This window comes from Rhodococcus sp. MS16, from assembly GCF_013277795.1.
Taxonomy (GTDB): domain Bacteria; phylum Actinomycetota; class Actinomycetes; order Mycobacteriales; family Mycobacteriaceae; genus Rhodococcus_F; species Rhodococcus_F globerula.
In genome coordinates, this window is sequence record NZ_VBTM01000003.1 from 847,213 (window position 1) to 871,732 (window position 24,520).

23 protein-coding genes, 1 pseudogene and 1 riboswitch are annotated in these 24,520 nt (G+C 60.3%); of the genes and pseudogenes, 12 read left to right on the forward strand and 12 right to left on the reverse strand.

Annotation, left to right across the window (positions count from 1 at the left end; all coding sequences use genetic code 11):
- Positions 1-243: 243 nt before the first annotated feature.
- Positions 244-2,844: a LuxR C-terminal-related transcriptional regulator gene (locus FEZ60_RS08975; RefSeq protein ID WP_172935937.1), complete on the forward strand. Its 2,601-nt coding sequence runs from the start codon at positions 244-246 to the stop codon at positions 2,842-2,844.
- A 27-nt stretch (positions 2,845-2,871) separates the two neighbouring features.
- A complete protein-coding gene (locus tag FEZ60_RS08980; protein ID WP_045068355.1) occupies positions 2,872-3,288 on the forward strand; it encodes an HIT family protein in 417 nt (138 codons plus the stop codon).
- On the opposite strand, the gene FEZ60_RS08985 is transcribed toward FEZ60_RS08980, so the two are convergent.
- Complete coding sequence (locus tag FEZ60_RS08985; protein WP_045069618.1) at positions 3,279-4,016, reverse strand: alpha/beta hydrolase; 738 nt, start codon at positions 4,014-4,016, stop codon at positions 3,279-3,281. The genes FEZ60_RS08980 and FEZ60_RS08985 overlap by 10 nt on opposite strands.
- A 44-nt stretch (positions 4,017-4,060) precedes the next feature.
- Here FEZ60_RS08985 and mhuD point away from each other — a divergent pair, with 44 nt between their 5' ends.
- The 3 genes from mhuD (at position 4,061) to FEZ60_RS09000 (ending at position 5,540) form a co-directional block, all read left to right on the forward strand.
- Positions 4,061-4,369, forward strand: a complete 309-nt coding sequence (mhuD, locus tag FEZ60_RS08990; protein ID WP_033236389.1) for a mycobilin-forming heme oxygenase MhuD — start codon at positions 4,061-4,063, stop codon at positions 4,367-4,369.
- A gap of 74 nt (positions 4,370-4,443) precedes the next feature.
- Positions 4,444-4,565, forward strand: a riboswitch (cobalamin riboswitch).
- Between the two features lie 25 nt (positions 4,566-4,590).
- Positions 4,591-4,785 carry a CbtB domain-containing protein gene (locus FEZ60_RS08995; RefSeq protein WP_033236349.1) on the forward strand — a complete coding sequence of 65 codons (195 nt, stop codon included), beginning with the start codon at positions 4,591-4,593 and terminating at the stop codon, positions 4,783-4,785.
- Complete coding sequence (locus FEZ60_RS09000) at positions 4,776-5,540, forward strand: CbtA family protein (RefSeq protein ID WP_045068352.1); 765 nt, start codon at positions 4,776-4,778, stop codon at positions 5,538-5,540. The genes FEZ60_RS08995 and FEZ60_RS09000 overlap by 10 nt, the downstream gene beginning before the upstream one ends.
- Positions 5,541-5,594: 54 nt before the next feature.
- Here FEZ60_RS09000 and FEZ60_RS09005 read toward each other — a convergent pair whose 3' ends face one another.
- Together FEZ60_RS09005 and FEZ60_RS09010 are read right to left on the reverse strand one after the other, a co-directional pair.
- Positions 5,595-7,442, reverse strand: coding sequence for an NAD(P)/FAD-dependent oxidoreductase (locus FEZ60_RS09005; RefSeq protein WP_116104149.1), 1,848 nt, complete (start codon positions 7,440-7,442; stop codon positions 5,595-5,597).
- A 116-nt stretch (positions 7,443-7,558) separates the two neighbouring features.
- Positions 7,559-8,014 carry a MarR family transcriptional regulator gene (locus FEZ60_RS09010; protein ID WP_172935938.1) on the reverse strand — a complete coding sequence of 152 codons (456 nt, stop codon included), beginning with the start codon at positions 8,012-8,014 and terminating at the stop codon, positions 7,559-7,561.
- Between the two features lie 48 nt (positions 8,015-8,062).
- Here FEZ60_RS09010 and FEZ60_RS09015 point away from each other — a divergent pair.
- Positions 8,063-9,078, forward strand: a pseudogene (locus FEZ60_RS09015) (MFS transporter); the annotation flags it as partial.
- A gap of 42 nt (positions 9,079-9,120) precedes the next feature.
- On the opposite strand, the gene FEZ60_RS09020 reads toward FEZ60_RS09015, so the two are convergent.
- The gene (locus FEZ60_RS09020; RefSeq protein ID WP_045068342.1) at positions 9,121-10,266 is read right to left on the reverse strand and encodes a hypothetical protein; all 1,146 of its coding nucleotides are present in this window, start codon (positions 10,264-10,266) and stop codon (positions 9,121-9,123) included.
- 209 nt (positions 10,267-10,475) lie between these two features.
- On the opposite strand from FEZ60_RS09020, the gene FEZ60_RS09025 reads away from it, so the two are divergent.
- Complete coding sequence (locus tag FEZ60_RS09025; protein ID WP_045068340.1) at positions 10,476-11,255, forward strand: acetoin reductase; 780 nt, start codon at positions 10,476-10,478, stop codon at positions 11,253-11,255.
- A gap of 37 nt (positions 11,256-11,292) precedes the next feature.
- Entirely contained in the window at positions 11,293-12,546 is a 1,254-nt protein-coding gene (locus FEZ60_RS09030; protein WP_080711836.1) for a GAF domain-containing protein, read from the forward strand.
- Here the strand turns inward: FEZ60_RS09030 and FEZ60_RS09035 are convergent.
- The 5 genes from FEZ60_RS09035 to FEZ60_RS09055 are packed head-to-tail and all read right to left on the reverse strand — an operon-like array spanning position 12,536 to position 17,152.
- A complete protein-coding gene (locus tag FEZ60_RS09035) occupies positions 12,536-12,898 on the reverse strand; it encodes a nuclear transport factor 2 family protein (RefSeq protein WP_033236342.1) in 363 nt (120 codons plus the stop codon). The genes FEZ60_RS09030 and FEZ60_RS09035 overlap by 11 nt on opposite strands.
- 45 nt (positions 12,899-12,943) lie before the next feature.
- Positions 12,944-14,845 carry a sulfate adenylyltransferase subunit CysN gene (cysN, locus tag FEZ60_RS09040; protein WP_172935939.1) on the reverse strand — a complete coding sequence of 634 codons (1,902 nt, stop codon included), beginning with the start codon at positions 14,843-14,845 and terminating at the stop codon, positions 12,944-12,946.
- A complete protein-coding gene (gene cysD / locus FEZ60_RS09045; protein ID WP_045068338.1) occupies positions 14,845-15,750 on the reverse strand; it encodes a sulfate adenylyltransferase subunit CysD in 906 nt (301 codons plus the stop codon). The genes cysN and cysD overlap by 1 nt, the downstream gene beginning before the upstream one ends.
- The gene (locus tag FEZ60_RS09050; RefSeq protein ID WP_172935996.1) at positions 15,747-16,490 is read right to left on the reverse strand and encodes a 3'(2'),5'-bisphosphate nucleotidase CysQ; all 744 of its coding nucleotides are present in this window, start codon (positions 16,488-16,490) and stop codon (positions 15,747-15,749) included. Before FEZ60_RS09050 ends, cysD begins: the two co-directional genes overlap by 4 nt.
- A 50-nt stretch (positions 16,491-16,540) precedes the next feature.
- Complete coding sequence (locus tag FEZ60_RS09055) at positions 16,541-17,152, reverse strand: TetR/AcrR family transcriptional regulator (RefSeq protein ID WP_033236338.1); 612 nt, start codon at positions 17,150-17,152, stop codon at positions 16,541-16,543.
- Between the two features lie 78 nt (positions 17,153-17,230).
- On the opposite strand from FEZ60_RS09055, the gene FEZ60_RS09060 reads away from it, so the two are divergent.
- From FEZ60_RS09060 to FEZ60_RS09075, 4 genes are read left to right on the forward strand one after another with little or no spacing between them, the layout of a single operon-like run.
- A complete protein-coding gene (locus FEZ60_RS09060; RefSeq protein ID WP_207185751.1) occupies positions 17,231-18,022 on the forward strand; it encodes an SDR family oxidoreductase in 792 nt (263 codons plus the stop codon).
- Between the two features lie 5 nt (positions 18,023-18,027).
- Entirely contained in the window at positions 18,028-19,317 is a 1,290-nt protein-coding gene (locus tag FEZ60_RS09065) for a sulfotransferase (RefSeq protein WP_172935940.1), read from the forward strand.
- Complete coding sequence (locus tag FEZ60_RS09070; protein WP_051730701.1) at positions 19,314-20,612, forward strand: alkyl sulfatase dimerization domain-containing protein; 1,299 nt, start codon at positions 19,314-19,316, stop codon at positions 20,610-20,612. The genes FEZ60_RS09065 and FEZ60_RS09070 overlap by 4 nt, the downstream gene beginning before the upstream one ends.
- Positions 20,609-21,775 carry an NADH:flavin oxidoreductase gene (locus tag FEZ60_RS09075; RefSeq protein WP_033236337.1) on the forward strand — a complete coding sequence of 389 codons (1,167 nt, stop codon included), beginning with the start codon at positions 20,609-20,611 and terminating at the stop codon, positions 21,773-21,775. The genes FEZ60_RS09070 and FEZ60_RS09075 overlap by 4 nt, the downstream gene beginning before the upstream one ends.
- Before the next feature lie 49 nt (positions 21,776-21,824).
- Here FEZ60_RS09075 and FEZ60_RS09080 read toward each other — a convergent pair whose 3' ends face one another.
- The 3 genes from FEZ60_RS09080 to FEZ60_RS09090 form a co-directional block, all read right to left on the reverse strand.
- Positions 21,825-22,454 carry a DsbA family oxidoreductase gene (locus tag FEZ60_RS09080; protein ID WP_245005902.1) on the reverse strand — a complete coding sequence of 210 codons (630 nt, stop codon included), beginning with the start codon at positions 22,452-22,454 and terminating at the stop codon, positions 21,825-21,827.
- Between the two features lie 70 nt (positions 22,455-22,524).
- A complete protein-coding gene (locus tag FEZ60_RS09085; RefSeq protein WP_172935997.1) occupies positions 22,525-23,178 on the reverse strand; it encodes a response regulator transcription factor in 654 nt (217 codons plus the stop codon).
- A gap of 35 nt (positions 23,179-23,213) precedes the next feature.
- A complete protein-coding gene (locus tag FEZ60_RS09090) occupies positions 23,214-24,428 on the reverse strand; it encodes a histidine kinase (RefSeq protein WP_045068327.1) in 1,215 nt (404 codons plus the stop codon).
- Positions 24,429-24,520 lie beyond the last annotated feature (92 nt).

Genomic DNA, 24,520 nt, shown 5'->3' on the forward strand with positions numbered 1-24,520 from the left:
CGAGCTATGGCCCTACGTCCTCACTCTCTGGGCACAAAAGCCCGTGGTGAGGCTGGATTATCGGCCGGACACCGGATTCCCTTGAGAAGAATTGTGCCCGAATTGCCCTAATTAGGGCATCAATTCTCCGTACCAGTTACTATTTCGGAAGCACACGAAGAATTGGACATTTCACCCAATCTCTCTGTGCCTGTCGGTCCGAAGATTGCAAGCACGAGCACAACGGGGATTAGGAACACAAGGATGTCGGGGCGGGAGGGGGACGCAACTGTCGAGGGCGTCAATCACTCTGCCATCACCAGACCATTCCCCCGTCAGGCGCTCTTTGCAAAGTTGGATCGCCGGACTCCCCTGACAATTGTGCGCGCCCCGAACGGATACGGTAAATCCGACCTCCTGAAATCCTGGCTCGAATCTTCCGACACCTCGGACCACGATCTCGTGTGGGTTCCGGCTCCACCGCTCAATTCGAGCGCATCGGAATACCTCACCACGATCCTCCGCCAGAGCAGGCAGTCCGGCATTGTTGCCCCACACGTATCCGGCGATCCGTTCACCGACCTCGCCGCCGCATTCTCCGCCGTCACCAATCCAGTTCTCCTGGTATTGATTCGGCCGGATCTCATCCCAAACCACGCACTCGAAGAGCAACTTGTCGAACTAGTCACCCGCTGCCACCAGTTGGACATCGCCGTGACATTGTCGGGACTCACCCTGTTTGCCGAACCATATTTCCTCGAGGTAGATCACGAACTGATCCGTGCCGAGGAACTACTCTTCAACTCGGCCGACACGGCAAACCTACTGACGTTCATCGGGTCGAATCCCCTTCCCGGCGAAGCCGAGAAGATCACGACTATGACCGGCGGCCTACCAACTCTCGTACATGCCGGCGCCGCGGTCGTCGAATTACTACCCACACAACATGATCGAGATCAACTCCTCGAGCTGAACCTGCAACAGACGATCGACGAGTACACCCGGCGCACGACCCTCGATAACACCGACATCGCTGACCATCGGGCCTTCCTCGTATCCTGCTCGACAGCGCGAACCCTCGATGTGAGCACTGCAGCGCACCTGTTCGCCTCCCCCGAATCCCGTGACCGGATTCGTGAACGTCTACTCGAGCTGGAATCGGCCGGCACACTCTCCCGGATCGAAATCGGAACTGACGAAAGCTGGGAACTTCCAGCGGCAGTTCGCGCGTCACTGATGGCAACGCAACCACAGCTCGGACTTGATCCGACAGAGCAATTGTCCTCGCTGGCACATTTCCGACTCGATTCCGGCCGACACGCGTCGGCGCTGAAGTACGCGACCGAAGGCGGCGACTGGGATCTTGCCATCAATATTATCGAAAATAATTGGGTAACAATGCTTTCCGAAAGCTTTGATATCGTACGCCGCGCATTGCAACAGATACCGCCCGCAACGGCGAAGAAGAGTTCGATTGCTCTGGCGGGCCGCGACCTGTTCACCATGCAGCCGGGCGACATCCCCAAGCCGATCACCGCGCTGCCTCGCTCTGCCGAGGAACTCCGAGCGATCGGTGCAAGCAAGGACGCCCGCGACGTACTCAATGTCGGCTGTGTTCACTCGATCAGGCTGCGCGTCGCCGGAAAATACGGGCCTGCAGCCGAAACGACCCGCCGCCTGGCCCAGATCAGCAGAAGCGCTCTCGCTACGAACCCCGACGACGTCAGCCCGCAACTCCCGTTGATGCGCGTGCAATGGGGTATCACCTTTCAACTGAGCGGACGGTTCACCGAATCCACCACCGAGATGCGCATGGCGTACTGGGGCGGTGAATCACAAGGCATCGACTTCATCGCCCGCAATGCGGCGGGAGGTGTAGCCATGAATTGGGCGATTGTCGGGGAACCCACTCTGTCGCAGGGATGGTCACGGCTCGAGCGCAAACATCCGAACACATATGGATGGCTCCACTCGATGGTACGAACGCCAGGACTGGTAGCCCGTGCGTTGACTGCACTGTGCACTCTCGACCTCGAGGATGCACGTGAGGCCGTCGCAACCCTGGGAGAGCCCGACAACAACGAGGAACTGTGGGCATTTGTCCTCTACACACACTGCCAGTACGCACTCGCCTGCCGTGAAGAAGCCGCAGCTATCACGTTGCTGCGCAAGGCAATTTCCGACAACCCCACAAAGCTGAAACCCGATTCGTTTGCGCTACCGTTGTTGCGCTCCACCAAAATCGATCTCGCCCTCGCGCTCGGGGACGGAAACTTGGCAATGGCACTGTCGTCGGACATTGCCGAGCCGGCCGCCAACCCCTGGACACTGGTTTCCGTCGCGCGCCTGTATCAGCGGGCCGGTCAGAATGAATCTGCAATCGCGCTGTGCCACCAATTCGATTGGGCGCGAGAGTCGTACCCACGCCCACAAATCGAGGCACTCCTGATTCAAGCCGTCGCGCATTCACGAGGTGGCGAGCCGCGACGCGCCGCCGAAGCCTGGTCGAATGCCTGCAGCATCGCAGACCAAACCGGCAATCTCCGATCGTTCTCGACCATATCTCGACACGACGTCGATCACCTTGAATCCATAGCGGGTACCGGATCGAGCGCACTTGCCAAATTCCTGAAACTTGCTCCAGAAGAGACATTTCCACACGAACTGAACCTGGTCACCTTGACCGAGCGAGAAAGACAAGTTCTTGATCTGATCGCGTCCGACGCCAGTTTGACGGAGATGGCAAACGCACTCTTCATCTCCGTCAACACGGTCAAGACGCAGGTGCGCACGCTGTACCGAAAGCTTCAAGTCCACAATCGACGCGAAGCACTCGCACGCGGACGGGAGCTACGTCTGCTCTGATCCACCGACGGGATACATTCTGTAGTCATGAGCCATACCTGCGTCTTCTGCAACATCATCTCGGCAGACGAGCCCGCAATTCGTGTTTTCGAAACCGAAACCGTGCTCGCTTTTCTCGACGCCCGCCCGGTCAGTCGCGGACACACCCTTGTTGTGCCCAAACGCCACGCCACCAACCTCGACGGACTCGAAAACCACGAGGGCGCAGAGATGTTCCGGGTAGGCACACTCATCGCCGGCGCGCTGCGGAGGTGCGACATCGCTGCAGACGGCGTCAACATCCTGGTCAACGACGGTCGTGCTGCCGGTCAGACCGTCTTTCACTCCCATCTGCACGTCGTGCCGCGACACAGCGGAGACAAAGCCAAGTTCGCAGCCGGGCTCCTGGCGAGGCGAGCCGTCGAACTCGAAGAAGCGGGAGCGTCGATCCGAAGTCAGCTCTGATCAACCAGGAACGCCGTCACTTCGTCGCGGTACCGGTCTGGTTGATCATCGTGGACAAGGTGACCGGCGTCGGCAATGCGCACATACCGAGTTCCCGGACGCTCTGCCATCTCGCGCATCTGGCCTTGCGGGGTAATCGTGAACTCACCCTCGACGAGAAGGGTGGGCACCTCGATTGCACTCCACTGATCCCAGAAATGTCGCGTGCCCCATTCTTCCGAGATATCGCGGAAGGTCGACACGTCACCGTGCAGGTACCACCCGTCGTCGCGGCGGTCGAACGAATCCAGAAAGTATTGTCCTGCAACCGGACCGAAGAATTCCTTCACCGCGTCATCGGTGGCAAACGGTTGCGGCCACGACGACACCATCTGAGCCCAGTCCTCCGCAGTGCGCCCGCGGAAATCCGGTGCCATGTCCTCGAGAACCAACGCACGCACTCGGTCCGGATGTGCGGCGGCAAAACACCACGCGTGCAGGGCACCCATCGAGTGCCCGATCACGATCATCGGCTCGTCGATGATCGTGACGGCCGACGCAAGGTCTTCGACAAAGGCCTCGGTCGTCAATTCTGCGGGCGCCGGCCGTCCGTGACCGGCCGCGTCGAACGTGTAGACGTGGCCGAACTCGCGAATCCAGGGCACATGCCGGCGCCACGTCCGGGCACTGCCCATGAGGCCGTGCAACAACAGAATCGGCTGGCCGGTACCACCTTCGTCATGCAACACGAATGTCACCGTACGCGGTGGAACCGCGCGGTAATGTCGCTTACATGGCAGTCGTGAAGATCAATGCAATCGAAATCCCCGAGGGCGCGGGCCCCGAACTGGAAAAGCGCTTCGCAGCACGCGCTCATGCCGTGGAGAACTCTCCCGGATTCCTCGGATTCCAGCTCCTGCGCCCCACCGCCGGAGAGAACCGCTACTTCGTGGTCACGCAGTGGGAAAACGAGGAGGCGTTCGCCGACTGGCGTGACGGCCCGGCCCGCGCAGCGCACTCAGGTGAGCGCGCCAAGCCCGTCGCCTCGGGAGCGTCGCTGCTCGAGTTCGAGGTAGTTCTGGACGTCCCCGCCAAGAGTTGATCCGTGATCGTGAAGGGTTTTGGTCGCCTAGCGAACAAAATCCTTCACGATTTTCGTGTGTTCACTGCTAAAGTGCGCTCTGTACACGCGATGGTCGACAGGAATCCGGTGAAAGCCCGGAGCGGTCGCGCCACTGTAATTCGAGGTGAAACCACCTCGACAGCCAGACACTCCGGCCATCGCATCTGACCTAGGGGACGCGAAAATCCCAGGAGGCTTCGATGGCACTCGCCTACTCTCCCGACTCGTCGATCGATTCGACTCGTCTTGCCTTCCTCGCCGCAGCTGTTGTGCTGTTCGCGATGCTGGCTCTCTACCTGGTCGGATTCGACCAGGGCGCAATCTCACGCACAGGCATGTACATGCATGAGCTGATGCACGACGGACGCCACTTGATGGGCCTCCCGTGCCACTAGTCGACAATTTCACGAAGCTTCTGATTCGTGGCTTGTTGGCTGGTTTGATCGCAGGCATCCTTGCCGGCGGAGTTGCATTTGTGCTGGGTGAACCGCACGTCAACGCTGCCATCGCGATCGAAGAAGCCAACAGTGCCGCCGGCGAAACTGCCGGACACTCGCACGGCGACGAAGAAGCTCCACTCGTCAGTCGTGACGGTCAACGCGCTGGACTCTTCCTCGCAACGTCGCTCGCGGGCTTGGCCCTCGGTGCCATCTTCGCCGTAGTCGCCAACTACGCGCGGCGGATCACCACCATGTCCGGACCGTTGTTGGTGATGGCCATCGCATTGGGAGGCTGGCTCGCCATCGAGGCGGTGCCCTTCTTCAAGTACCCGGCCAACCCACCAGCCGTCGGCGATCCCGACACGATCAACCAGCGAACCTGGCTGTGGCTCGCGACCGTGATCCTCGGACTGCTGGCCGTCACCGCGGCCGCCGCGGCGGCAAAAGCTGTATCCGCCCACGAGTTCCTCAGTGTGCGCGTCGCCGCTCCGGTGGCTGCGTTCCTTGTCATCGTGGCAATCGGTTACCTCTCGCTGCCCACGATCAACGAGGTGGGCGACGACTTCCCGGCAACTCTGCTGTGGGAGTTCCGCCTCTCGTCCCTCGCTACACAGGCAACCTTGTGGCTTGCACTCGGATTGGCATTTGCCTTCCTCACCGAGCGCGCGACCAAGGATGCCGACGTCGCGAAAAAGTTCGCCCTGCGCTGACCTGCTGTGCGCCTTTTAACCGCGGGCGGTTAAAAGGCGCACAGCAGTTTGTTTTCAGCTCAGATGATGCACTTCCTGCAGCCCGTACACCGGCGTCGGAATGCCCTCGTAGCGCGCCTTCAACTGCAGCGCCAGATACAGCGAGTAGTGGCGAGACTGATGCAGATTGCCGCCGTGAAACCACAGCGCTTCCTGCTGCGTCGGCTTCCACATGTTGCGCTGCTCGCCCTCCCACGGTCCTGGATCCTTGGTGGTGTTCGACCCAAGACCCCAGACCTTGCCCACCTTGTCAGCAGTGTCCTGACCGATCAGATCGGCCACCCAGCCGTTCATCGAGCCGTAGCCGGTTGCGTAGACCACCACGTCGGCCGGTAGTTCCGTTCCGTCTTCGAGAATCACGCTGTTCTCGGTCAGCTCACGAATGTTGCCGTGCGCGAGCTTGATGTCTCCGTTGGCAACCAATTCGGCAGCGCCGACGTCGATGTAGTAACCCGAGCCGCGTCTTAGGTACTTCATGAACAGGCCAGAACCGTCGTCGCCCCAGTCGTGCTCGAAGCCTGCCTTTTCGAGGCGATCGTAGAAGTCCTTGTCGCGCTCACGGATTGCGTCGTACACCGGGATCTGGAATTCGTGCATGATCCGATACGGCAGCGAACCGAACGTGAGGTCGGCCTTGTGTGTCGTCATACCGGCAGCGAGTGCGCGTTCCGAATACAGATCACCCAAGCCCAGATCCATCAGCGAATCCGACTTCACGATATGCGTCGAGCTGCGCTGCACCATCGTGACGTCGATGCCGTTCTCCCACAGAGCGCCGCAGATGTCGTGCGAGGAGTTGTTCGCCCCGATGACCACAACCTTCTTACCCACGTACTGATCCGGGCCGGGGTGCTTGCTCGAGTGGTGCTGATCGCCCAGGAACTTGTCCTGACCGGGGAACGTCGGAACGTTTGCCTTGCCGGACATCCCGGTTGCCATCACCAACTGCTTGGGACGCAGGGTCAGCTTCTCGCCGTTGCGGTTGACCTCGACGGTCCATTCCTGGGCCTTCTCGTCGAATGACGCCGACGTGCAGGTCGTGGAACTCCAGTACGGAACCTCCATGACCTTGGTATACATCTCGAGCCAGTCGCCGATCTTGTCCTTGGGCGCGAACACCGGCCAGTTGTCGGGGAACGGCATGTAGGGCAGGTGGTCGTACCAAACCGGATCGTGCAGGCACAGGGACTTGTAGCGTCCGCGCCACTGATCCCCCGGCCGCTCGTGGCTGTCGATCACGATGGCCGGAACTCCGAGCTGACGCATGCGCGCTCCGAGCGCGATTCCGCCCTGGCCGCCGCCGACGATCACGACGTAAGGCTGTGTGGTGTAGCCGAGTTCGCGGTCCTCGATCTCCTTCTGTTCGGCCCAGGTGATGCGGTCCGGGTCTGCCCCGTGCTTCGCGCCGCGTGGCCGGCGGGTGCCCTTGCCCTCTTCGTGTCCCTTGAGTTCCTGCAATGACGTCAGCAGTGTCCAAGCAACAGGATCGCCGAGTTCGTCCTTGAGCCGAAGGTGTCCGTGCGCGCGGCCCGTCGAGGTCTCGAATTCGATCCAGGCCGACGTGACGCCGTCGGCTTCGTCGGGGGTCTCGGTGGTCCGGAATCCTGAAGGATCAGTGTCGTCGAGACGCTCGGAAAGCATGTCGGCAATCTGCTCGCGACCTTCGACGGTCTTGATGTTCCAGGTGAACGAAACCAAGTCTCGCCAGAAGCTGTCGAGGGCGAATTTTGCTGCGACCCGTTCGATGTCACGAGCGGCGAGCGCCGACTCGAAATCCGCCAGCCAGGCGTCGACGCGCTCCTGAGGTGTCACAGCCGTCGAGCTTTCCGCGGCTACGACTGCGGAATCGATGGTTTGCGTCATCACTTCTCCTTCTTTGGGAATGTGATACACAGCACATCGCATAAGTGGCCCGGGTCACAAGCGTTGCAATCCGTTGCAATCCCCGGGCCGTTGAAGTTCTCCCGGACTGTGCCCCGCTACGTTCGCGGCCAGGGACGTCCGGCTAGTTTCTCGACGTCGGAATTGAACCTCCGAAGCCACATCGCAAACGTCGCCACATCCTCAGGTTCCCAATCGGCCACGACCCGATCCAGGCCGTCCACGTTGCCAGCCCGATCCGCACCGAGTCGGCGCATCCCTTCGTCGGTGATGCGGAACTTTCGCGCCATACCGCCATCGGGGTCGGAAATACGTTGAACCAGACCCGAATTCACCATTGCGGACGTCTGGCGACTGAGTGTCGATGTATCCAGCCCGAAGGCCTCGCCGAGTTCACCGATCGACATAGGGCCTTGCATGTCGATGCGACTGAGCAACCTGTACGCACTTCGATCGAGGTGATTGCCACCATGCTTGTACTGCGGCGGATGGAGGCCGACGTATCGCCCGAGCAGCATGGTTTCGAACTCGATCAAATGCGTGGGCTTGTCCATGCCAGTCCTTCTACCGATCCATTCTCGATCCGCGCACCGAATCTCGACACGACGGGCATCGGCGGCGCACTCGGGTTGCCAATGGCAGCTGCCGTGGCCGAGCACACCAACTGGCGTGTCCTCTTCTGGGGTTCCGCCGTTCTCAGCGTGATCATCGCCGTGCTGATCTGGTTCTTCGTTCCCGCCACCCCGGTACACAACACCGGCGGACGCTTCGATCTGATCGGAGCACTCGGACTGGGAGTCGGATTGGTCTCGCTTCTGCTGGCTGTGTCCAAAGGCGCGGACTGGGGCTGGGGCAGCGGAACAACGCTCGGCCTCTTCGCGACCACCGTCATCGTCCTCGCAGCGTGGGGTTGGTGGGAACTCGAGACCGACGATCCGCTGGTGGACCTCCGCGTCACCGCCAGGCCGCAGGTGCTGTTCACTAAGCCGCCTCCGTAGCCGTCGGCTTAGCGATGTACGCCCAGGCACTGATCCTGCCCCAGCTTCTTCAGTTGCCCGCCGCGACCGGCTACGGCATGGGTCAATCAATGCTCGCAATGGGTCTGTGGATGGCGCCCGGCGGGTTTGTCATGATGGCCGTCTCCGTCGCCGGGGCAAAGCTCTCCGCCGCCCGCGGCCCCAAGATGACACTGCTTCTCGGAACCCTGGTCATCGCACTGGGTTACGGATCTTCGATGCTTCTCATGGGATCGACCTGGGGCTTGCTGATCGTGACCTGCATCTGCAACGCTGGAATCGGCCTTGCCTACGGCTCGATGCCCGCCCTCATCATGGGCGCGGTTCCGCCGTCCGCCACGGCGTCGGCCAACAGCTTCAACACCCTGATGCGGTCCGTCGGCACCTCGATCTCCGCCGCTGTCGTTGGCGTTGTCCTGGCTCAGATGAGTATGGACTTCGCCGGTCACACCCTCCCGACGGAAGCCGGGTTCCGTACAGGTCTGCTCATCGCCTGCGGTGCCGCACTGATCGCCGGCGCAATCACGCTGCTGATTCCCGCACGAAAGAACGCGGCGCAGAAGGAAACTGCCGCAGAGTCAGCACCCCTCACGAAAGTCTGACCTACGCGATTGGTTGCCCGCATACATTTGCGGGCAACCAGTTCACACGGATTCAGGCTTCAATCGGCCAAGCCCCAGCGACTGGAAACCGACAACGTAGAACAACGTCCACAGCACCGCCCAGTCCACGAAACCCAGTGCATTGCCGTGCAATCCGTCGGCCACTGCGGGTTCGTGAAGAATGTGCTCGGCAGCAAAACGGTAGTAGAAGAGGAACGTCACCACTGCCAGCCCCAACGTGAGCACTGCGCGGATCAACAGGTTCACCCCGTCAGCGAACCCAGTCGGCCTGTTTCCGAATGCATTGGCCCAGAAGATCATCCAGAAGGCCCAGCACACACCGAGTTGGGCCGGAAACTGATTCACGACGCCACCCAACTCGGCAACCGCAGCACTTCCCAGCAGAACCTTCACAACAGACAGTGCCACGAAGTACAGCCCGGTTCCCAGTGCAAAATTGCCCACCGTAGCCGCGAGTGCGGTTTTCCCTCCACCACCGAACAGCCGCCACGGCCAATTTTCCAGAGTCTGACCGGTCAAGATCACGACCACCACAACGCAGTAGAACCACCCGAGCACGGTGTCGACGGTCATCAATGGATTGGTTGCGGACAGCGATACGGACGGCAGCCCGAAAACGAAATACAGGGCAAGCGTCGGTACCGCGACAAACGCGATCTCGCACAGACCCACCAACGGCTGCTTCATCCCGATGGAGACCCACGGCCAATGCTGCCAGTTCAGCACCACCATCACCCAGGTTCCGAACCCGAACAGCACAAACAACGCACCGGCGAAGTAGCCGAGACCGCCGGCGCGGTCTGCCGCGAAGTCCGGATACAGACTCCCGATTCCGTTGGCGAGCAACCACGTCACCACAACCGCGAACACGGCTGTCGCTGCCATGATTGCAACGCCTCTGGCCGGCTGCGGCAGTTGATCGAATCCGGCAAACTCGCAGTTGAAGCCGATGAACACCACAAAAAGTATGGCCCAGAACAGCGCTGCATTGAACGGCAACGGATAGAAATTCCAGGGGCTGGTCACCGGATCGGCCAGAAGATACCAACTCGCCAGAGCCAGAACCAGAACGATCACAAGATTTGCAGCACCGAACGGAATCCAGCGGCGCGAGGGTCGACGGCTCGGCGTCGCCGAACCCTTCGGAACATCGACTGTTGCAGTCATATCTTCTTCTCCCGGTTTGTGCCACAAAGCAATTCGCGAAGTGGTCGCGCAACTATGAAGGCACCGAACCGGACACAGGGAGAGTTGCCGACAGTTGCAATCGATGTCCGATTGTTCGGGTTTGCAACGCGATGCAACCCTTCTATAGTGTGGTCGTCATCACATATAACTCACTCATCGGCTTACCCGCCAACGAGGAGACACTGAATATGAGCATCACCGGCAAAGTTGCACTGGTCACCGGAGCAGGCCAAGGGATCGGACGTGGAATCGCACTCCGGCTCGCCCACGACGGCGCAGACATCGCGCTAGTCGATCTCGACCAGACCAAGCTGGATGCCGTCGCCAAAGAGATTCGCGAAATCGGCTGTCGGACAACCACGTTCATCGCCGATGTCAGCGACCGCGACCAGGTGCAGGCAAGCATTGAACACGCACATTCAACGTTGGGCGGCTTCGATATCATCGTCAACAATGCCGGAATAGCACTGGTAGGCCCCCTGTCCGACGTCACCCCCGAGGAAGTCTCCAAGATTTGGAGCGTCAACGTCGACGGCGTGGTGTGGGGTATTCAAGCCGCGGCCGCGAAGTTCAAGGAACTCGGTCAGCGCGGGAAAATCATCAACGCATCGTCCATTGCAGGCCACGACGGTTTTGCCATGTTGGGTGTGTACAGCGCAACTAAATTCGCCGTCCGGGCACTTACCCAAGCTGCGGCCAAGGAATACGCATCAGACGGCATCACAGTCAACGCGTACTGCCCCGGAGTTGTGGGAACCGACATGTGGGTCACCATCGACAAGCGATTCTCCGAACTCACCGGGGCACCGGAAGGTGCGACCTACGAAAAGTTTGTCGGCGGCATTGCTCTGGGTCGAGCCGAGACTCCCGACGACGTGGCGGGGTTCGTCTCCTATCTGGCCGGACCGGATTCTGATTACATGACCGGCCAAGCCGGACTCATCGACGGAGGGTTGGTATATCGCTGACATGGCCACACCCACAACGCGGTTGCCCGAGCCCGCGATGCCACCCGGTGAGGATCCTCGCAACTACGCGAGGACCCTCGCCGCGGTGTACGACGCCACGATGGCCGGTGATCGATCCCCCGCGCGTCCCCGCGACGTGATCCGCAAGTCCTGGCAGCGGCTGAGAGAGCTGGGAGTCGATCCTGAACAGAGCCGAATCGAACCGTCGATGGATGTGGCAGAACTCGACCTACGTCGCCGTGAATCGGGCCTGTACGACGTACTCGACGACGTGACCCGCGGACTCGAATCGGTGACTGCGAGCGGCGAGAACATCATGGTTGTCGCGGACATACGTGGAACAGTGCTGTGGCGCAGCGGATCCAATCGGGTCCTGGATCAGGCGGGGCGGCTCGGATTTATCGAGGGTGCAAACTGGGCCGAGGACTCTGTCGGCACCAATGCCATCGGTACCGCATTGGTGTCGCATCAAGCCGTTCAGATCTTTTCGGCGGAACACTATGCGCGCAGCCATCACCCGTGGACCTGCGCGGGTGCACCTATTCGAGATCCACGAGACGATCGGGTAATCGGCGTGGTCGACATCAGCGGGCCGGCCAAGACCATTCACCCCACCACACTCGCCTTGGTCGACGCCGTCGCACGTCTTGCCCAATCACACCTGCGTGACAAGCACCGCGACAACCTCGACCAATTACGTTCTGTTGCAGCGCCGATGCTCGCACGCGGCGGATCACCCGCACTGGTCACCGACGCTCATGGCTGGGTTGCGGCGGTCGATTCTCTGCCACATCGCACTCGAATCCTGCTGCCCTCGGCGCTGACTCCCGGCCGGACGTGGTTCCCGGCCCTCGGGCTGTGCGAATTGGATCCGCTACCAGGAGGTTGGCTGATCAGGCCGACCTCCACCGGAAGCAACGTCGCTGCTCCCACAGTGCACGTCGATCTGCGTGATTCCGAGAGCATGTCGGTAACAGTGTCTTCGGAGTTGGGTGAATGGACGTACTCCCCCACCCAGCGCCATGCGGAAATTCTGTTTCTCCTGGGATCGGAGCGAAGAGGGCGCACCGCGTCGCAATTAGCTCAGGACCTGTTCGACGACCCAGCCCGCACGGTGACCGTACGGGCCGAGATGTCCCGCCTACGCAAGAATCTTGCTGGAGTAGTTGCAGCACAACCGTATCGGTTTGTCGATGCAGCGCAGGTCACGCTCTCCTGCCCCGACATCGGTGCACATCTGCTCCCGTTCTCGAACGCTCCAGCCGTCCGGGCCGCCCGAATCAGGGAATGAGGGCCTTGATGTCGGGGACTGCAGTGATCGAGAGAATCTTGCAGTTGTCATCGAACTCGAAGAGATCTGTAGACGCAAAATCCTCCAAACCTTCGCGCTCGACACGCATTTGCATCGCAGCAAACTTGCCCACAACAGTGACAGGGGTCAGCAGACTCACGGTGAACGGCGTGTCCTCACTCTCGGCGAAGAATGCCCGAATCTCGTCAAAACCCCGATTGGTGCGAACACCGACGGGCTCGTGCTGCACAGCACCCTGATGGAACAATTCCATCAACTCATCGATCTGGTGCGATCCGAGCAGCTTGACGTAGCTGTCGACAACGGCGCAGATCTCGTCACGAGAAGGCATGTAGGACTCCTTAATTGAGGGTTGAGTTATCAGCAGATCGAGAAATCAGTGAATGATTCCGCGTTCGAGCAGATGCCGGATTATCTGATCAGCGGCATCGAGAGTCGACGATGACGTCGTATCGATACGAATATCCGGCGAGACCGGAGTTTCGTACGGCGAGTCGATGCCGGTAAAGTTCTTCAACGCACCACTGCGCGCCTTCTTGTACAACCCCTTGGGATCTCGCTTTTCGGCGACAGCCAGCGGGGTGTCGACGAACACCTCGAAGAACTGATCGGCGCCGATGGTTTCCGTGGCGGATTGACGTTCGATCTGAAACGGTGAGATGAACGAAGCGAGGACGATCAGTCCGGCATCGGCCATAAGTTTAGCGACTTCTGTTACGCGGCGGATGTTTTCGACACGATCAGCTTCGGTGAATCCGAGATCACGGTTGAGTCCGTGGCGAACGTTGTCGCCGTCGAGAAGATAGGTATGGCAGCCTAGCGCATGGAGTTTACGCTCCAACTCGTTGGCAATCGCCGACTTACCCGAGCCGGACAACCCGGTGAACCACACTACGCACGGTTTGTGACTGTTGAGCGTCTCTCGCGCCTTCTCGTCGATATCGACGGCCTGCCAGTGAATGTTGTCCGAACGCCGAAGAGAATGCTGGATGAGTCCGGCGCCGACGGTGGTGTTCGTCAACCTGTCGATGAGGATGAATCCACCGGTATCACGGTTGTCGGCGTACGGGTCGAATGGCACCGGACGGTCGAAACTCAGGTTGCAGACACCGATTTCGTTCAGTGCAAGCGTGTCGGTCGCCGTCTTCTCCATAGTATTGACATTGATCTTGTGCTTGGGCTTGGTGATTCGAGCCTGGACCGTCATAGTGCCGATCTGGCAGAGGTACGGCCGCTCCGGGAGCATCTCATGCTCACCCATCCACACCACGTGGGCTTCGAACTGGTCGGCTACCGGGGGCAGCGCATCCGATGAAGCGAGCATGTCGCCGCGGCTGATGTCGATCTCGTCGGTCAGTGTGATGGTCACGGATTGGCCGGCGATGGCTTCGATGAGATCACCGTCCATCGTGACGATGCGCGCGACGGTCGATTCCTTTCCGCTGGGAAGCGCTCGAATCCGATCACCCGGGCGGATGATGCCGGAAGTGACCTGGCCGGAGAAGCCGCGGAAATCGAGGTCGGGGCGGTTGACCCATTGCACCGGCATACGGAACGGGCGTTGCTGCACATCATCGTCGATCTCGACGGTTTCGAGGTGATCGATAAGTGTCGGACCGTCGTACCACGGGGTATTCGCGCTGCGCTCGGTGAGGTTGTCCCCCATATATGCCGACATGGGAATCGGAACGACGTTCTTCAAACCGATTTCGTCTGCAAAAGCACGGTATTCGGCGACAATGTTGTCGAACACCTCCTGCGAGTAGTCGACAAGATCGAGTTTGTTGACGGCGATGACTACATGTCGAATACCGAGCAGTGAAACCAAGTACGAATGGCGGCGGGTTTGAGTGAGCACACCTTTGCGAGCATCGATGAGGATGACCGCGAGGTCAGCTGTCGATGCGCCGGTGACCATGTTGCGGGTGTACTGCTCATGACCAGGAGTATCGGCGACGACAAATTTGCGACGCTCGGTCGTGAAGTACCGGTACGCGACGTCGATAGTGATGCCCTGCTCACGTTCGGCAGCCAGTCCGTCGACGAGGAGCGCGAAATCGAGACCTTCGCCCTGGGTGCCGACCTTGCGTGAGTCGTTTTCCAGAGCCGTAAGTTGGTCTTCGAAAACCAATTTCGATTCGTAGAGAAGGCGACCGATGAGCGTGCTCTTGCCGTCGTCGACACTGCCGCAGGTGATGAAGCGGAGCATCGTCTTGTTGGCATGACGTTCGAGATACTGTTCGATATCGTCGGCAATCAGATCCGAGGAAACGGTCATCAGAAGTACCCCTCTTGCTTCTTCTTCTCCATCGACGCGCTCGAGTCGTGGTCGATGACCCGGCCTTGGCGTTCGGATGTGGTGGTCAACAACATCTCTTGGATGATGTCGGTCAAGGATGTCGCGGTCGATTCGACAGCGCCGGTCAGCGGATAGCACCCGAGGGTTCGGAAACGAACACTCTTGAGTTCCGGTGTTTCACCCGGCAGCAACGGCATCCGGTCGTCGTCGACCATGATCAACGCGCCGTCACGTTCGACGACGGGACGCTTGGCGGCGAAGTACAGCGGGACAATCGGAATCTGTTCCTGGCGTATGTATTCCCACACGTCGAGCTCGGTCCAGTTCGAGAGCGGGAACACGCGCAAGCTCTCCCCCGGCGATTTGCGGACGTTGTACATCCGCCACAATTCCGGGCGCTGTTGCTTGGGATCCCAGCGGTGCGCTGCCGATCGGATCGAGAAGATCCGTTCCTTGGCGCGGGATTTTTCTTCGTCACGGCGGGCGCCACCGAATGCGGCGTCGAACTTGTAGTGATCGAGGGCTTGCTTGAGTCCCTCGGTTTTCCACATGTCGGTGTGGACGGCACTGCCGTGGGTGAAGGGGTTGACTCCCTTCTCCACACATTCCGGATTCTTGTACACGAGGAGATCGAGGTCCGGCGCCGCTGCTGTCTCGTCGCGAAGGCCGTACATCTCGCGGAACTTCCACGTAGTGTCCACGTGCAGCAACGGAAACGGAAGCTTCGACGGGTAGAACGCCTTGCGCGCCAAGTGCAGCATCACGGCGGAGTCCTTGCCCACCGAGTACAGCATCACCGGATTTTCACTCTCGGCGACCGCTTCTCGCATGATATGGATACTCTCGGCTTCGAGCCGTTCGAGATGCGTCAGCGTGGTAGTCATCGGTTCAGCACCTCCAGTGCGGTAGCAGCAAGTTCAGGGCGGCAGATCAACAAGTCGGGCAACCAAGGGTTCTCTTGGTTGTAGTGCAGAGCAGAGCCATCGATTCGTGAAACATGCAGGCCGGCAGCCTGAGCCACGGCAACCGGGGCGGCAGAATCCCACTCGTACTGTCCGCCGGCATGGGCGTAGATGTCAGCGTCGCCGCGCACTACCGCCATGGCTTTGGCTCCAGCCGAGCCCATCTCGATCAACTCGGCATCCAACGCTCGGGCCAGTGCCATCACTGGCTCCGGCCTCCGAGTGCGACTTACGACAACCCGAGGGTTGGACGGCACGACGTTGTACAGCGGTACCGGGTCTCTACTCGAGTGTGTTATTCCCAGACCCGGGAGCGCCACGGCTCCTGCTGTGAGAGAGCCGTTTTCGAACAATGCAACGTGCACAGCCCAGTCACTGCGGCCGATCTCACCGAACTCGCGGGTTCCGTCGAGTGGGTCGACGATCCAGACGCGCGACGCACTGAGCCGCACAGCATTGTCAGGTGATTCTTCCGAGAGCACCGCGTCGTCGTTGAATCGGCGAGCCAGTTCCCCAGCGATGAATTCCTGACTGACTCGGTCTGCACCCTTTCGGAATGCGACGGGCTCGACATCGTCGGAAGTCAACGCTTCGCGATACCGGAGGAGCAGTTCTCCTGCGGCAGTGCTGATATCGATGGCAGCGGTTGTATCGCACGTCATTTCGGGTGGGTCGTCATGATGCGTGGTAGTTCGCGTCATCGATGCTCCAGTCAGTGTGTAATTGCCCTCGCTAGCCCGTCTGCCGAGTACGTGATGTACTCCGTCGGATCGAGGTCTTGGGCCCAGTTGTTGACGATGGTGTCGGCCAGCCCCATGAGGCCGGCCCAGACGAAGGGGATCAGGGAAGGTCCCTCACGGAGTGAAAGCCCCTGTGCACCCGCTGCGTCTTCGAGAGCTGTCCGCAACTCTGCAAATTGTGCTTCGGTGGAATGTCGTAAGTCTTGGACCGCTTGCCCGTCGGAGTTCGAAGCGTCTTCGGTCGTTCTCCACACAGATGCCACGTGCCCGACTCGGGCCCATTGCTTGGTGGTTTCAGGCACGATAGCTGCGATCAGGGCCGATATGCCTTGATCGCGTGGCAATTCGGCAATGAACACGGTCAACTCCTGCTGACTCTCGAAGAGGAGAGCTGCAAAGATGTCGCGTTTGTCGACAAAGTACTGGTAGATGAGTCCGGGACTCATACCGGCTTCTTTGGCGACGCTCCGAATCGTCAGTGCGGCGTAGCCACCCACATCCAGGATGGCTGCTGCAGCATCGAGGATCCCTCGGCGCCGTGCTTCCGTATCTCCGCGGACAGACGTGGTGTTCGTTGCGTTCATCCACACACACTAGCTGCTCGCTAAACAATGTTCAACAGCTATTGAACATTGTTCACAAACTGGCTACTGTCACACCTCATGACATCAAGCACCGAAGACAGAGCAACTGATTCTATTGCGAAAAGTGTTGTGGCATTCGACTTTTCTTCCTCCCGAGTTCTCGTAACCGGAGGGTCCAACGGCCTCGGACTTGCGATTGCACACCGCTTCGTCGACGCCGGCGCGCACGTGACGATTACCGGAACCAAAGCGTCGGCCGACGACTACGAGCACGACCTCTCGGCATTCGTCTACCGGCAGTGCGTCATGACAGATCGCGAGCAGATCGCCGCCGTCGCGGCAGGGCTGTCCGCACTGGACATCTTGGTCAACAACGCCGGTCAGACACTTACCCAGAAGGGCGAGTGGAACCCGGAGGTATTCGAGGAATCGCTTACCGTGAACGTCGTGAGCGGATTCCGGATGTCTTCCGCGGTTCTCCCACTACTCAAGGAAAGCACCCAGAGCGGCGGCGCTTCCATCATCAACGTCGCGTCGATGGCGTCGTACTTCGCCGTCGACGTCGTGCCCGGATACGGCGCATCGAAAGGTGCCGTCGTCCAGATGACCAAGACGATGGGATCGAGCTGGGCCAAGGACGGAATTCGAGTCAACGCCATAGCTCCGGGATTGACCGCAACCAAGATGACGGCTGGACTCCAGCAGCGCCCTGAACACAGCAAACCGTCACTCGATCGCACCCCGATGGCCCGGTGGGCAGACCCGTCCGTGGACGTCGCTCCCGTCGTCCTGTTTCTTGCCAGCCCGGCCGCACAATTCGTCACCGGACAGACCTTGCCCGTCGACGGCGGATTCTCGATCAGAGGATGACTTCGATGCCGTCGTCCACCGCGCAACCTGAAGCAACCTCACCGAAACGCGTGCGCATCACCGACCTCCGTTACCCCGTACTCACCGAATCCCAGCAACAGACGTGGGCCTACGCCGAAGCGAACCCGATAACCCTGTCCGTGGACAGCGTTCTCTCCGCCGCGCGAGAACAAACAGGCCTCGGCGATTTCGGTCCTGACGACTTCCGCGAGCGACTGGCGTTGTGGCTCGACGAGATCGACGCCGATCCCAACCGTTCACCGGTCTCCCGGATGACTACTCACGCAGCGTGCACCCGCTACGCGGCCAACCGACTTCGAGTACTGGATGTCCTGCGTCGCCACCCCGAGATTCACGACGAGGAGATCGTGGCTCCCATCATCGTTGTGGGACTGCCGCGTTCGGGTACCACGCATCTCCTGAACCTCATGTCGGCTGATTCCCGTTTCCGGTCGCTGCCACTCTGGGAAAGTCAGGAACCCGTCCCCTTCGCGGGTGACGAACTCGGCGTGGACGGCGTCGACCCGAGATTGCTTCGGAGCCAAGAACGTTGGAACCAGATGCAGGCCAAGAGCCCTCTGGTGGCAGCAATGCATCCGATGACCCCGGAACATATTCACGAGGAACTCGAACTCGAAAGCCTCGATTTCTCGAGTTACAACTTCGAGTGGATGTCGTCGATGGCACCTCGCTGGCGCGATTACTATCTCGCCCACGATCAGCGCCCCCATTACGAGTTCATCAAGACGATGCTCAAACTCCTTCAGTGGCTACGTGGTCCGAACCGTTGGATTCTCAAGTGCCCGCAGCACCTCGAGCAACTCGGTCCACTCATGGACACCTTCCCCGACGCCACCGTCGTCATGACACACCGCGATCCGGTGTCGGTAGTCCAGTCTGCAGCGACGATGGTCGGCTACGGCGCCCGGATGAACTTTCACGAGCTCGACCTGGATGCGGTGTGCGACTACTGGATCGACCGCGTCAGCCGGTTGCTCGATGCGGGAACCCGCGATCTCGCCCTGATCCCCGACGAGCGGCGAGTGGATGTGTACTTCGACCAATTCATGGCGAACGACATCGGAACTGTCGAGCACATCTACAACCGCGCCGGCCTCGAGATGACCGAGCAGGCGCGAGGAGAGATCCGCGAGTACATGTCCAGTCACAAACGCGGTTCGGGCGGTCAGGTTGTGTACGACCTGCGAGCAGACTTCGGCCGAGAACCGGCCGAACTGCGCACTCGATTTGCCAACTATTTTGACGCCTTCTCTGTGAAAGTAGAGGTTCTGTGAACCAGCACATCTCCGATCAAGTCGACGCTCTGATCGCGCAACGACCGGGAAAGACCCTGCTCGAACCTGAGTACACCGACGAAGCGATCACGATCAACGATTTCATCTACCGCAGCGGCGGCACCAGCTCGGCGTACATGATCGTCACGCCGGCCGGCCGGATCATCGTCAACACCGGCTGCGGATTCGAAGGACCGCATCATCGAAAGCTGTTCGACGACATCTACTCCGGGCCGACCAGGTACATCATCACCACTCAAGGCCATACCGACCACGTCGGTGGAGTTCACGCCTTTCGTGAGCCGGGTGCCGTCTACGTGGCCAACGAGCTGAACCAGTCCGTTCAGCTCGACGATGCTCGTGTCATCAAGCGGATGCGTCAATGGGCACCCGTATGGTTCGGCCGGGACGGCGATACCGTCGCACGCTTTGCCGCAGAATTCCCATCCGTGTCCAATGCACAGGACGAGCCGATCCCGGATCTCACTTTCACAGATCGTCTCGACCTCACGGTCGGCGGACTGGATGTCGAATTACATTCTGGTGTAGGCGAAACAGTCGACGGCGCAATGGTGTGGCTTCCGCAGCATCGCATCGCGATGATCAGCAATCTGCTCGGCCCTCTCTTCGGCCACTTCCCCAATCTCAATACCGTTCGCGGACAACGATACCGCTTTGTCGAGCCGTACCTGAAGACAATTCGCACGCTGCGTGATCTGCGTCCGCAGACACTGATCACCGGCCGCGGCGAGCCCATCGAGGGCGAAGAACTGATCGACGCCGTCTTGAAGCGGATGTACGACGCCGTCGACTACGTTCACCGCACGACGCTCGACGGAATCAACGCGGGTAAGTCCGTCGAATCGCTGATGCGCGAAATCGCCTTGCCGCCACACCTTTACGTCGGACAGGGCTACGGTCAGGTCAAGTGGGGAGTCAAGACCATCTGGGAAACCTACCTGGGATGGTTCCATCACGACTCCACCACAGCGCTCTACGATCTGCCCCGAACGAAGACTCTGGCTGATCTCGTCGAACTGGCCGGAGTGGAGCGTGCAATCGAACTCGCCGAAACGAGACTCGCCGAAGGAGCAGTGGTCGAAGCCACCGCGCTGTCCGAGGCTGCTCTCGCATTCGAGCCCGATAACGGACCTGCTACCCGCGTCCTCCTGGCCTGCCACCGGGAACTGCTGACACAGCCGTCCACCGAGGCGAACTTCTGGGAATCCGGGTGGCTGGCACACCAGATCAAGAAGCTCGAAGCAGCTGTCGCAGAATTGGATACGAGCCGATGACCACACTGGAGGCCTTCGCGCCTGCGAAGTTGGGACCGGCGACGCTCCGGAACCGAATCATCAAATCGGCCACGTTCGAGGGAATGACACCCAACGGCGTCGTCACCGACGAACTGATCGACTTTCATCGCAAGTTCGCTGCCGGCGGCGTCGGTATGACAACAGTTGCCTACTGCGCCGTCGCACCGGAAGGGCGTGCGGCCGGCGGGCAACTCCAATGGACCGAGGAAACCGCGCCCGGGTTGCGCCGGTTGACTGATGCGATTCACGCCGAAGGTGCGGCAGTCTCAGCGCAGATCGGCCATGCGGGTGCTGTCGCACCACCGAAAGCGACTGGCCAGAAGGCACTTTCAGCGAGTAGACACTTTCACCTGACAACCCTCAGTTTTGCCGAAGCCGCCTCCGAGGCAGACATCGATCGGATCGTCGAGGCTCACGCCCACGCTGCCAGAGCGGCCGTCGAGGCAGGCTTCGATGCCATCGAACTACATTTCGGTCACGGTTACCTCATCAGTTCATTCCTGAGCCCGAAACTGAACCACCGCACCGATTCCTACGGGGGAAGCCTGGAGAATCGGGCACGCTTCGCGCGTCGAACCGCACGCGCCGTCCGAGACGCGGTCGGTACGAAAATCGCCGTGATCGCCAAGGTCAGCATGGATGACGGCGTGCCTGGTGGATTCTGGCTCGAAGAGGCAATCACAGTTGTGCGCTGGCTCGAAGAAGACGGAACCCTGGACGGGGTGGTCCTCACAGCCGGAAGCTCACTCGAGAACCCCCTCTACACGTTCCGAGGTGACGCACCGCTACGGGAATTCGGGGCACTCATGCCGCAGCCACAGAAGCTGGGAATCAAACTGGTGGGAAAGCACTTCCTGCGCACCTACCCGTACACCGACGCCTACCTACTCGATCACGCGCGCCAGATCCGCGACGCAGTAGACCTCCCGCTGGTGTTGCTCGGCGGAATCACGGGCAAGGAATCGATCGACCTCGCCATGCGTGAGGGATTCGAGTTCGTCCAAATGGGCCGCGCACTGCTCAGCGACCCGAACTTGATCAAGACGATCGAGGAAGAAGGTCACGGGCAGACGCTCTGCATTCACTGCAACAAATGTATTACCACGATCTACGGGGGAACTCGCTGCGTATTGCGGCCGTGACCCATCCCTGACAGCGCCTCTGCGCACGCGCTGTCAGGGATGTTCGCTGTCAGGCCGGCTCGGAAGCCTGCGTGAGCAGCTGCAGGAACACCTCTTCGGGCTGAGCGCCGGACACAGCGACCGCACGGTTGGCGACGAAGAACGGAACGCCGCTGACCTGGAGCTGGCGGGCCATGGACAGATCCTCGCGCACTGACTCGGCGGCGGCATCGGAGTTGAGCTGCTCACGCACGGTGTCCGCGTCGAGGCCGACGCTCACAGCCAGATCTACCAGCACCTCACGATCGTCGATCACCTTTCCGTCGCTGAAGTGAGCCTTGAACAGTGCTTCGAGGAGTTCGTTCTGTCGCTCACCGGCGAGATGTAGCAGTCTGTGCGCATCAAAAGTGTTGGCGGCGATCACGGTGTCGAAGTCCAGGGTCAATCCGACCTCGGCGGCCGTCGCGCTCACATGCGAGAACATCTGGCGTACCTGATCAGGCGCCATTCCCTTCATCTCGACCAAGGCGTCGAGTTCCGTGCGGCCCTCTCCCACCGGAGTCTCCGGCGCAAGCTGGTACGAGCGCCAGATGACGTTGACGCGGTCCTTGTTCTCGAAACGATCCAGGGCCGAGAGGAACCTGGTCTTTCCGATGTAGCACCACGGACAAGCAACGTCCGACCACACTTCGATGGTCACGTCTTGGTCAATCACGATTTGATCAGTCACCGAAGGTCCAACAACAGCAGCGGCGAGATTAGTCCTTACATCACACGACGAGACCGCAGCGGTACGCAACCAACGATGCACGCACCCGATTGTTCACTCCGAGTTTCGAGAACAACGACGAGACGTGCGATTTGATCGTTGTTTCACCGAGGTACATACGCTCCGCGATTTCACCGTTTCCCAGACCTGTGGCCAACTGCACCAGAACTTCGCGCTCACGGTCGGTGAGCACCGCCAACGCCGTCTGGTCCCGAACAGGTTCACGGGGAGTGGACTCGGCGATAGTCCGCAGAGAATCCCGGCTGAACAGCGCATGGTCGGATGCAACGACGCGCACGGCCTGCTGAAAGGCTTCGGGTGCAGCATCTTTCCGCATGAAGCTGTGCGCGCCGGCCTCGACCGCCTCGATCACCAGGCCGTCGACGTCGAAAGCCGTCATTGCGATGACCTTGGGAGGGTTGGGCATCAACATCAACTGGCGAGTTGCTTCCAAGCCCCCGACGCGGACCATTTTGAGGTCCATCAGTACCACGTGGGGACGAAATCGAGTGACCTTGGCCGGCACTTGGTCGCCGTCCTCGGCCTCTGCAACCACCACGATGTCGGGTGTGGCTTCGAGGATGTCCTTCATCCCGCGCCTCACCCAGGCGTCGTTGTCGACAATCAGCGTCGTCACCCGCGAGTCTGTGTTCATGGTGGGCGCAAGACTACCGAGTGCCACCGACAAAATTATGCGAACCAGGGCACCCAGCAACTGACGAGGAAGTCCTCCCCCAGCGCGCCGGCCTCGACCTTGCCGCCGATCTCGCGTGCCTGCTCGGCCAATCCGCGGAGCCCCGAACGCGAACCGATCGACGTCATCGGAGGCAGATCGCTGAGCTTGTTGCGTGCCAGAATGCGAATTCCGTCATGCGGTGATCCAGTGACGGAAATGACGAGCATTTGATCGCTCGCGTATTTCTGAACATTGGTGAGCGCTTCCTGCACTACGCGATAACACACGTGACCAGCCAACATTCCCACGTCACCCGGAAGCAGTTCCGATTCCAGACGGCAGTGAATGCCGGCCGCACGAGCACCGTTGACCAGATCACCGATCGCATCGATGCCCTGATGCCCACCGTGCTCACGACGATCACCACTTCCCCTGAGCACTCCGACGATGCCCTTCAATTCGTCCAAAGCCTCGTGTGCGGTAGTTCGGATCATGGCTGCGGTATTGACGACCTTCTCCGGATTGTCTGCAGCACTGACTTGCAACCCGCCGGCAAACAACGAAATTCGACTCAAGCTGGCCGCGATTGTGTCGTGCATGTCGCGGGCGATCCGGGTGCGTTCCTCGGTGCGAATCATTTCGTCGCGCATCGCATCGGTCTGTTCCGTCGCCAGATCCCGCACGTGCTCGGCCTCGACGAGTTCGGTTTTGGTACGAACGAGAAGCGAGAGCGCCACCACGACGGCGACCATGACGGCTGCGACCAGCCATGGAATCCACAGCGCCAGGTTGTACTGCGCGAGCTCTGTGCCGTCCTTCGGCGCAGCAGTTCCGATCGTCAGCACCGAAAACTCGCGATCCCGAAAGGCGTCGTAGGTCAACGAGATTCCGCATGCGACGTACACCGCCGCGCCCGCGACCGCCAATTGATTTCCGCGCGCGATTCGAGCAACTGCAAACAAAGCGATGAGCGCCGCCGTGGCATCTGTCGGAAAGAACAGAGGACCGACCAGCGTGATCGCCAGAACCGCCCAGGGACGTTGACGCCGCCACACCAGCGATATCCCACCAGCTGCGCCGAGAACAAAGCCGATTCCGACCAGCACCGGTGGCACATTTCCCGACGAGCCGGCGATAGTCGCCGTCATGATCGAGCAGAAAATGCTGAATGCGACGGCGACAGTTGTCCATACGCGTCGTCGCACTGCAGTTCCTCGGGTGGTGATCACCGAGTAAGCGTATAGACCACCACCGACTCCTCGAATCAGCCGATTGGACCACCACGCGCGCAAACAACGACCGAAAGGAGGAGATCACCCGA

What these genes read in the sequence shown, in the direction of transcription:
- FEZ60_RS08975 (WP_172935937.1), top strand. Translation starts at nt 244, where the DNA reads ATGTCGGGGCGGGAGGGGGACGCAACTGTCGAGGGCGTCAATCACTCT.
- FEZ60_RS08980 (WP_045068355.1), top strand. Translation starts at nt 2,872, where the DNA reads ATGAGCCATACCTGCGTCTTCTGCAACATCATCTCGGCAGACGAGCCC.
- mhuD (WP_033236389.1), top strand. Translation starts at nt 4,061, where the DNA reads ATGGCAGTCGTGAAGATCAATGCAATCGAAATCCCCGAGGGCGCGGGC.
- FEZ60_RS08995 (WP_033236349.1), top strand. Translation starts at nt 4,591, where the DNA reads ATGGCACTCGCCTACTCTCCCGACTCGTCGATCGATTCGACTCGTCTT.
- FEZ60_RS09005 (WP_116104149.1), bottom strand. Translation starts at nt 7,442, where the DNA reads ATGACGCAAACCATCGATTCCGCAGTCGTAGCCGCGGAAAGCTCGACG.
- FEZ60_RS09010 (WP_172935938.1), bottom strand. Translation starts at nt 8,014, where the DNA reads ATGGACAAGCCCACGCATTTGATCGAGTTCGAAACCATGCTGCTCGGG.
- FEZ60_RS09020 (WP_045068342.1), bottom strand. Translation starts at nt 10,266, where the DNA reads ATGACTGCAACAGTCGATGTTCCGAAGGGTTCGGCGACGCCGAGCCGT.
- FEZ60_RS09025 (WP_045068340.1), top strand. Translation starts at nt 10,476, where the DNA reads ATGAGCATCACCGGCAAAGTTGCACTGGTCACCGGAGCAGGCCAAGGG.
- FEZ60_RS09030 (WP_080711836.1), top strand. Translation starts at nt 11,293, where the DNA reads ATGCCACCCGGTGAGGATCCTCGCAACTACGCGAGGACCCTCGCCGCG.
- FEZ60_RS09035 (WP_033236342.1), bottom strand. Translation starts at nt 12,898, where the DNA reads ATGCCTTCTCGTGACGAGATCTGCGCCGTTGTCGACAGCTACGTCAAG.
- cysN (WP_172935939.1), bottom strand. Translation starts at nt 14,845, where the DNA reads ATGACCGTTTCCTCGGATCTGATTGCCGACGATATCGAACAGTATCTC.
- cysD (WP_045068338.1), bottom strand. Translation starts at nt 15,750, where the DNA reads ATGACTACCACGCTGACGCATCTCGAACGGCTCGAAGCCGAGAGTATC.
- FEZ60_RS09050 (WP_172935996.1), bottom strand. Translation starts at nt 16,490, where the DNA reads ATGACGTGCGATACAACCGCTGCCATCGATATCAGCACTGCCGCAGGA.
- FEZ60_RS09055 (WP_033236338.1), bottom strand. Translation starts at nt 17,152, where the DNA reads ATGAACGCAACGAACACCACGTCTGTCCGCGGAGATACGGAAGCACGG.
- FEZ60_RS09060 (WP_207185751.1), top strand. Translation starts at nt 17,231, where the DNA reads ATGACATCAAGCACCGAAGACAGAGCAACTGATTCTATTGCGAAAAGT.
- FEZ60_RS09065 (WP_172935940.1), top strand. Translation starts at nt 18,028, where the DNA reads ATGCCGTCGTCCACCGCGCAACCTGAAGCAACCTCACCGAAACGCGTG.
- FEZ60_RS09075 (WP_033236337.1), top strand. Translation starts at nt 20,609, where the DNA reads ATGACCACACTGGAGGCCTTCGCGCCTGCGAAGTTGGGACCGGCGACG.
- FEZ60_RS09085 (WP_172935997.1), bottom strand. Translation starts at nt 23,178, where the DNA reads ATGAACACAGACTCGCGGGTGACGACGCTGATTGTCGACAACGACGCC.